At 53.0% G+C, this 6,760-nt stretch carries 7 protein-coding genes; 6 read left to right on the top strand and 1 reads right to left on the bottom strand.

Annotated features, from left to right (window positions below):
- Window positions 1-240: 240 nt before the first annotated feature.
- The gene (gene gmhB, locus ACLGE8_RS22580) at window positions 241-804 is read right to left on the bottom strand and encodes a D-glycero-beta-D-manno-heptose 1,7-bisphosphate 7-phosphatase (protein WP_411001355.1); all 564 of its coding nucleotides are present in this window, start codon (window positions 802-804) and stop codon (window positions 241-243) included.
- Between the two features lie 188 nt (window positions 805-992).
- Between gmhB and metN the strand changes: the two genes are divergently transcribed.
- The 6 genes from metN to proS all read left to right on the top strand — a co-directional run bounded on the left by metN (window position 993) and on the right by proS (window position 6,578).
- Window positions 993-2,024 carry a methionine ABC transporter ATP-binding protein MetN gene (metN, locus tag ACLGE8_RS22575; protein WP_220440821.1) on the top strand — a complete coding sequence of 344 codons (1,032 nt, stop codon included), beginning with the start codon at window positions 993-995 and terminating at the stop codon, window positions 2,022-2,024.
- Window positions 2,017-2,670 (top strand): methionine ABC transporter permease MetI, encoded by a 654-nt coding sequence (locus tag ACLGE8_RS22570; protein WP_185669202.1) that lies wholly within the window; start codon window positions 2,017-2,019, stop codon window positions 2,668-2,670. The genes metN and ACLGE8_RS22570 overlap by 8 nt, the downstream gene beginning before the upstream one ends.
- Window positions 2,671-2,710: 40 nt before the next feature.
- Complete coding sequence (metQ, locus tag ACLGE8_RS22565) at window positions 2,711-3,526, top strand: methionine ABC transporter substrate-binding lipoprotein MetQ (protein WP_035891986.1); 816 nt, start codon at window positions 2,711-2,713, stop codon at window positions 3,524-3,526.
- A gap of 111 nt (window positions 3,527-3,637) precedes the next feature.
- Entirely contained in the window at window positions 3,638-4,042 is a 405-nt protein-coding gene (gene rcsF / locus ACLGE8_RS22560; RefSeq protein WP_185669203.1) for an Rcs stress response system protein RcsF, read from the top strand.
- Window positions 4,039-4,746: a tRNA (N6-threonylcarbamoyladenosine(37)-N6)-methyltransferase TrmO gene (gene tsaA / locus ACLGE8_RS22555; protein WP_411001353.1), complete on the top strand. Its 708-nt coding sequence runs from the start codon at window positions 4,039-4,041 to the stop codon at window positions 4,744-4,746. The genes rcsF and tsaA overlap by 4 nt, the downstream gene beginning before the upstream one ends.
- Window positions 4,747-4,859: 113 nt before the next feature.
- Window positions 4,860-6,578 (top strand): proline--tRNA ligase, encoded by a 1,719-nt coding sequence (gene proS / locus ACLGE8_RS22550; protein WP_411001351.1) that lies wholly within the window; start codon window positions 4,860-4,862, stop codon window positions 6,576-6,578.
- The last annotated feature ends 182 nt before the right edge of the window (window positions 6,579-6,760 follow it).

Raw genomic sequence — 6,760 nt, 5'->3', positions numbered from 1 at the left:
CAGTGCAACACGGCTTTCGCTCACTGTTGCGAGGTGGCGTATATTACGCTTTCCTCTTTCAGAGTCAAGCGTTTAATTTCGCTTTTCTCTGCCGAAGTTCTCAGGAGAACCTCGCTGACCCGGCGGCTTGTTTGCCGTTGCTCCGTCTCAGTGGGGCCGCATTATAGGGAGTTAATTCAGGCTGACAAGAGGAAAAATGCATTTTTCTTTCAACCGCTCACCTTTTCACCTTTTTGCCGTTTATTTCTGCTTTTTGATAGCTGCAGGCAGGTCTGCAAGGCTATTAATCACCCAATTCGCGGCTTTTTCCGCTTCTTCGGTGACAGGTTTGCCCGTACGTACTAGCACTTTAGTACCTACGTTCGCCGCGGCAGCTGCCTGCATGTCTTCTACTTTGTCACCAACCATATAAGAAGAAGCCATATCAATGTGCAGAAACTCCTGCGCTGATTTGAACATTCCCGGATGCGGTTTACGACAGTCACACACCTGGCGGTATTCTTCTACTGTTCCCTGTGGGTGATGTGGGCAATAGTAGATGCCGTCCAGATCGACACCGCGGTCTGCGAGAGACCAGTCCATCCATTCCGTCAGCGTTTCAAACTGCGCTTCGGTAAACTTCCCGCGAGCGATACCAGACTGGTTAGTTACCAGCACCAGCGCATAGCCCATCTCTTTTAATTCGCGCATGGCGTCGATAGCGCCATCAATAAACTCAAATTCATCGATTTCATGAACGTAGCCATGATCGACATTAATCGTGCCATCACGATCGAGAAAAATAGCGGGTACAGACTTTGCCACCGTGTTGCTCCTGAATAAGGCATGTGTTCTTAGTATCGCATGTTTCGACAGGCAAGAAAGCGTCGATCGCATAAATCAGATTGATTTAGCCGTCTAGATGCCTTAACATCCGTTTTGTTGACGGTCATCGCCCGTCTCTGGCAGAAGAAAATGCCACGGATAACTCCTAACCGATAATAAATAATCTAATGATTAAACTTTCGAATATCACCAAGGTGTTCCAGCAGGGCCACCGCACCATTCAGGCGCTGAACAACGTTAGCCTGCACGTGCCTGCGGGACAAATTTATGGCGTCATTGGCGCATCCGGTGCAGGTAAAAGTACGCTGATTCGTTGCGTCAACCTGCTTGAACGTCCGACAGAAGGCAGCGTTCAGGTTGGCGGCCAGGAACTTACCGCGCTGTCCGAAGCGGCGCTGACCAAAGCGCGTCGCCAGATTGGCATGATCTTCCAGCACTTTAACCTGCTCTCTTCACGCACGGTGTTTGGCAACGTTGCGCTGCCGCTGGAACTCGATAACACGCCTAAAGATGAAGTGAAGCGTCGTGTCACTGAGCTGCTGGACCTCGTAGGTCTGGGCGACAAGCATGATAGCTACCCGGCGAACCTGTCTGGTGGGCAAAAACAGCGCGTGGCGATTGCCCGTGCACTGGCGAGCAACCCGAAGGTTCTACTGTGTGATGAAGCCACCAGCGCACTGGACCCGGCAACCACTCGCTCCATCCTCGAACTGCTGAAAGACATTAACCGTCGCCTGGGTCTGACGATTCTGCTCATCACCCACGAAATGGATGTGGTAAAGCGCATCTGTGACTGTGTAGCGGTTATCAGCAACGGCGAGCTTATCGAGCAGGATACGGTAAGCGAAGTCTTCTCTCATCCGAAGACCCCGCTGGCACAGCAGTTTATTCAGTCCACGCTGCATCTGGATATTCCAGAAGATTACCAGGCGCGTCTGAAAGAAGCACAGACTGCTGATAGCGTACCGATGCTGCGCATGGAGTTTACCGGCCATTCGGTTGATGCTCCGCTGCTGTCGGAAACCGCACGTCGCTTTAACGTGAACAACAACATTATTAGCGCGCAGATGGATTACGCGGGCGGCGTGAAGTTCGGCATTATGCTGACGGAAATGCACGGTACGCCTGAAGATACGCAAGCAGCCATCGCCTGGCTGCAGCAACACCATGTAAAAGTAGAGGTACTGGGTTATGTCTGAGGCCATGATGTGGTTACTGGCGCGTGGCGTCTGGGAAACGCTGGCGATGACATTCGTGTCGGGCTTTTTCGGCTTCGTGATTGGTCTGCCGGTCGGCGTGCTTTTATATACCACGCGTCCGGGGCAAATCATTGAGAACGGCAAGCTCTACCGCATTCTCTCTGCGCTGGTGAATATCTTCCGTTCCATCCCGTTCATTATCTTGCTGGTATGGATGATTCCATTTACCCGCATTATTGTTGGTACCTCTATCGGCCTGCAGGCGGCGATCGTTCCGCTGACGGTCGGTGCAGCACCGTTTATTGCACGTATGGTGGAGAACGCACTGTTGGAAATTCCAACCGGGCTGATTGAAGCTTCCCGTGCAATGGGCGCAACACCGATGCAGATCGTTCGTAAAGTTCTGCTGCCGGAAGCGCTGCCAGGCCTGGTGAACGCAGCGACCATCACCCTGATTACGCTGGTTGGCTACTCCGCAATGGGCGGCGCCGTCGGTGCAGGTGGTTTGGGCCAGATCGGCTATCAGTATGGCTACATTGGATATAATGCTGTCGTGATGAATACAGTACTGGTATTGCTGGTCGTTCTGGTTTATTTAATTCAAGTATCTGGCGATCGTATCGTTCGGGCAGTCACTCATAAATAGCGTTACACACAACACAACTCAAAAGTTTAAGGATATAAGCATGGCGTTCAATTTTAAAACCTTTGCGGCAGTTGGGGCCCTGATTGGTTCTCTGGCACTTGTTGGTTGCGGCCAGGACGAGAAAGATCCAAACCACATTAAAGTCGGCGTGATCGTCGGTGCAGAACAGCAGGTTGCTGAAGTTGCGCAGAAAGTCGCGAAAGAAAAATATGGCCTGGACGTTGAGCTGGTTACCTTCAACGATTACGTTCTGCCAAACGAAGCGCTGAGCAAAGGCGACATCGACGCCAACGCCTTCCAGCACAAACCGTACCTGGATCAGCAGATCAAAGACCGTGGCTACAAACTGGTTTCCGTTGGTAATACCTTCGTCTATCCAATCGCGGGCTATTCCAAGAAAATCAAATCTCTGGACGAACTGCAGCCAGGCTCCCAGATTGCGGTTCCAAACGACCCGACTAACCTCGGCCGTTCCCTGCTGCTGCTGCAGCAAGTGGGTCTGATCAAACTGAAAGATGACGTGGGTCTGCTGCCAACCGCGCTGGACATCACCGAAAACCCAAAAAACCTGAAGATTGTTGAGCTGGAAGCACCACAGCTGCCACGTTCCCTGGACGATGCGCAGATTGCTCTGGCCGTTATCAACACCACTTACGCCAGCCAGATCAACCTGACTCCAGCGAAAGACGGTATCTTCGTTGAAGGTAAAGACTCTCCGTACGTGAACCTGATCGTGACCCGTGAAGATAACAAAGACGCTGAAAACGTGAAGAAATTCGTTCAGGCTTACCAGTCTGATGAAGTGTACGAAGCAGCGAACAAAATCTTTAACGGCGGCGCTGTTAAAGGCTGGTAATCGCATTACCGCTAAGCAGTATCTTTCAAGACGGGCGCATGCCCGTCTTGTCATTTATGCAAGCACCTGATTCAATAGCCCCTCTGGTCTACCCTTTATAGAGGAATTACTATGCGTGCTTTACCGGTCTGTTTATTAGCGCTCCTGTTAGGTGGCTGTTCCATGCTAAACAGATCTCCTGTTGAACCTATTCAAAGCACTGCGACCCCCGCGAAAACGGAGACCGCGAAACCTAAAGCGCCACGCGCTACGCCGGTGAGAATTATCACCAACGCTGAAGATCTGGTCGGTAAACCATTCCGCGATCTGGGCGAAGTCTCCGGTGATTCATGCCAGGCCACTAATCAGGATTCACCACCGAATATTCCAACTGCACGCAAACGCATGCAGATTAACGCCTCTAAAATGAAGGCCAATGCGGTGCTGTTGCACAGCTGCGAAGTCACCAGCGGTGCGCCAGGCTGCTACCGTCAGGCAGTATGCGTCGGTTCAGCCCTTAACGTCAGCGCGCAATGAGCCCATTCGTTTTTGAACAAATAGGCGTTATCCGTTCTCCTTATAAAGAGAAGTTTGCCGTACCTCGACAGCCGGGGCTGGTCAAAAGCTGCAGCGGTGAGTTGCACCTGCTACCACCCTACAACCAGGCCGATGCCGTACGCGGCCTGGAAGCGTTCAGCCATCTGTGGGTACTGTTCGTTTTCCATCAGACGATGGAAGGCGGCTGGCGTCCCACGGTGCGACCGCCCCGCCTCGGCGGAAATGCGCGGATGGGCGTCTTTGCCACCCGTTCAACCTTCCGTCCAAACCCTATCGGGATGTCGCTGGTTGAACTGCGCGGCGTTCGCTGCCAGAAAGAGCACGTCATTCTGGAACTCGGCGGGCTTGATTTAGTGGACGGTACGCCGGTAGTCGATATAAAGCCCTACCTGCCGTTCGCCGAGTCGCTTCCTGACGCTCACGCCAGCTACGCCCAGGATGCGCCACAGGCCGATGTTAACGTCACTTTCAGTGATGAGATTGCTCAGCAGCTTATCGGTCTGGAAAAACGCTACCCGCATTTACGTCGTTTTATTGCCGAAGTGCTGGCTCAGGACCCGCGTCCGGCCTATCGTAAGAACGAGGAAGAGGGGAAAACCTACGCCGTCTGGCTGCTGGACTTTAACGTCCGCTGGCGCGTAACACCGTCAGGATTTGAGGTCTTTGCCCTGGAAGCCCGGTAATTTCTCCGCGCTCTCTTTTGACATCCCTTTCTCGCTGGTAAACTAAATCACTTTTGTTTTTGTGCCAGGCTCGACTTGAGCCTGTTCGATCGTTCAACTGGAACCGTAACAACATGCGTACTAGCCAATACCTGCTCTCCACTCTGAAGGAGACACCTGCCGACGCCGAGGTTATCAGCCACCAGCTGATGCTGCGCGCCGGGATGATCCGCAAGCTGGCCTCCGGGTTATACACCTGGCTACCGACCGGCGTGCGCGTCCTGAAAAAAGTCGAAAACATCGTGCGTGAAGAGATGAACAACGCCGGTGCAATCGAGGTGTTAATGCCGGTAGTTCAGCCTTCTGAACTGTGGGAAGAGAGCGGTCGTTGGGAACAGTACGGCCCGGAGCTTCTGCGTATTGCAGACCGTGGCGATCGTCCGTTCGTACTCGGCCCAACGCATGAAGAAGTCATCACCGACCTGATTCGTAACGAGCTGAGTTCTTACAAACAGCTGCCGCTGAACTTCTATCAGATCCAGACCAAATTCCGTGATGAAGTGCGTCCACGCTTTGGCGTGATGCGTTCCCGCGAGTTCCTGATGAAAGATGCTTACTCTTTCCATACCTCTCAGGAATCCCTGCAGGAAACCTACGACGCGATGTACGCGGCTTACAGCAAAATCTTCAGCCGCATGGGTCTGGATTTCCGCGCAGTACAGGCTGATACCGGTTCTATCGGCGGCAGCGCTTCTCACGAATTCCAGGTGCTGGCGCAGAGCGGCGAAGACGATGTGATCTTCTCTGACTCTTCCGACTTCGCAGCAAACATCGAGTTCGCTGAAGCCGTTGCGCCGAAAGAACCACGCGCTGCTGCAACCCAGGAAATGACCCTGGTCGATACGCCGAACGCGAAAACCATCGCCGAGTTGGTTGAGCAGTTCAATCTGCCAATTGAGAAGACCGTGAAAACTCTGCTGGTGAAAGCGGTTGAAGGCAGCAAGTCTCCGCTGGTTGCCCTGCTGGTTCGCGGCGATCACGAACTGAACGAAGTGAAAGCAGAAAAACTGCCACAGGTAGCCAGCCCGCTGACCTTCGCCACGGAAGAAGAGATCCGTGCGCTGGTGAAAGCTGGTCCTGGTTCTCTGGGTCCAGTTAACATGCCAATTCCGGTGGTTATTGACCGCACCGTTGCCGCCATGAGCGATTTCGCAGCCGGCGCTAACATTGATGGTAAACACTACTTCGGTATCAACTGGGATCGCGACGTTGCGACGCCAGAAGTCGCTGACATTCGTAACGTGGTTGCCGGTGACCCAAGCCCAGACGGTAAAGGTACGCTGCTGATTAAACGCGGTATCGAAGTGGGTCATATCTTCCAGCTGGGTACTAAGTACTCTGAAGCGATGAAAGCGTCCGTACAGGGCGAAGACGGCCGTAACCAGACCCTGACCATGGGCTGCTACGGTATCGGTGTGACTCGCGTGGTGGCAGCAGCAATTGAACAGAACTTTGACGACCGCGGTATCGTATGGCCAGACGCCATTGCGCCGTTCCAGGTTGCCATTCTGCCAATGAACATGCACAAGTCCTACCGCGTTCAGGAGCTGGCTGAGAAACTGTACGCTGAACTGCGCGCGCAGGGTATCGAAGTGCTGATGGACGACCGAAAAGAACGTCCAGGCGTGATGTTCGCCGATATGGAGCTTATTGGTATTCCTCACACCATCGTGCTGGGCGACCGTAACCTCGACAACGACGATATCGAATACAAATACCGTCGTAACGGCGAGAAACAGCTGATTAAAACCGGCGATATCGTGGATTACCTGGTGAAAGCTATTAAGGGATAATCGGTTCGGTGCCCTCCAGGAGTCGGCGTTAAAGCTGACTCCTGGCGACAAAAAAGCCTCGCAAATGCGAGGCTTTTTTTATATCAATGACCCGTCCTGAATAGCGTTGACACGTTCCTGACTTAAATCCGGAGAACGTGATGATGACTGAGTTCAAACGCACCCAACGTGATTATTCTCTA

The sequence above is a fragment of the Kluyvera sp. 142486 genome (assembly GCF_046569695.1).
Classification (GTDB): Bacteria; Pseudomonadota; Gammaproteobacteria; order Enterobacterales; family Enterobacteriaceae; genus Kluyvera.
This window is presented reverse-complemented; position numbering and strand designations above follow the sequence as displayed.

Excerpts from the sequence above, each read along its gene's own strand:
- metN (WP_220440821.1), top strand. The coding sequence starts at position 993 with ATGATTAAACTTTCGAATATCACCAAGGTGTTCCAGCAGGGCCACCGC.
- ACLGE8_RS22570 (WP_185669202.1), top strand. The coding sequence starts at position 2,017 with ATGTCTGAGGCCATGATGTGGTTACTGGCGCGTGGCGTCTGGGAAACG.
- metQ (WP_035891986.1), top strand. The coding sequence starts at position 2,711 with ATGGCGTTCAATTTTAAAACCTTTGCGGCAGTTGGGGCCCTGATTGGT.
- rcsF (WP_185669203.1), top strand. The coding sequence starts at position 3,638 with ATGCGTGCTTTACCGGTCTGTTTATTAGCGCTCCTGTTAGGTGGCTGT.
- tsaA (WP_411001353.1), top strand. The coding sequence starts at position 4,039 with ATGAGCCCATTCGTTTTTGAACAAATAGGCGTTATCCGTTCTCCTTAT.
- proS (WP_411001351.1), top strand. The coding sequence starts at position 4,860 with ATGCGTACTAGCCAATACCTGCTCTCCACTCTGAAGGAGACACCTGCC.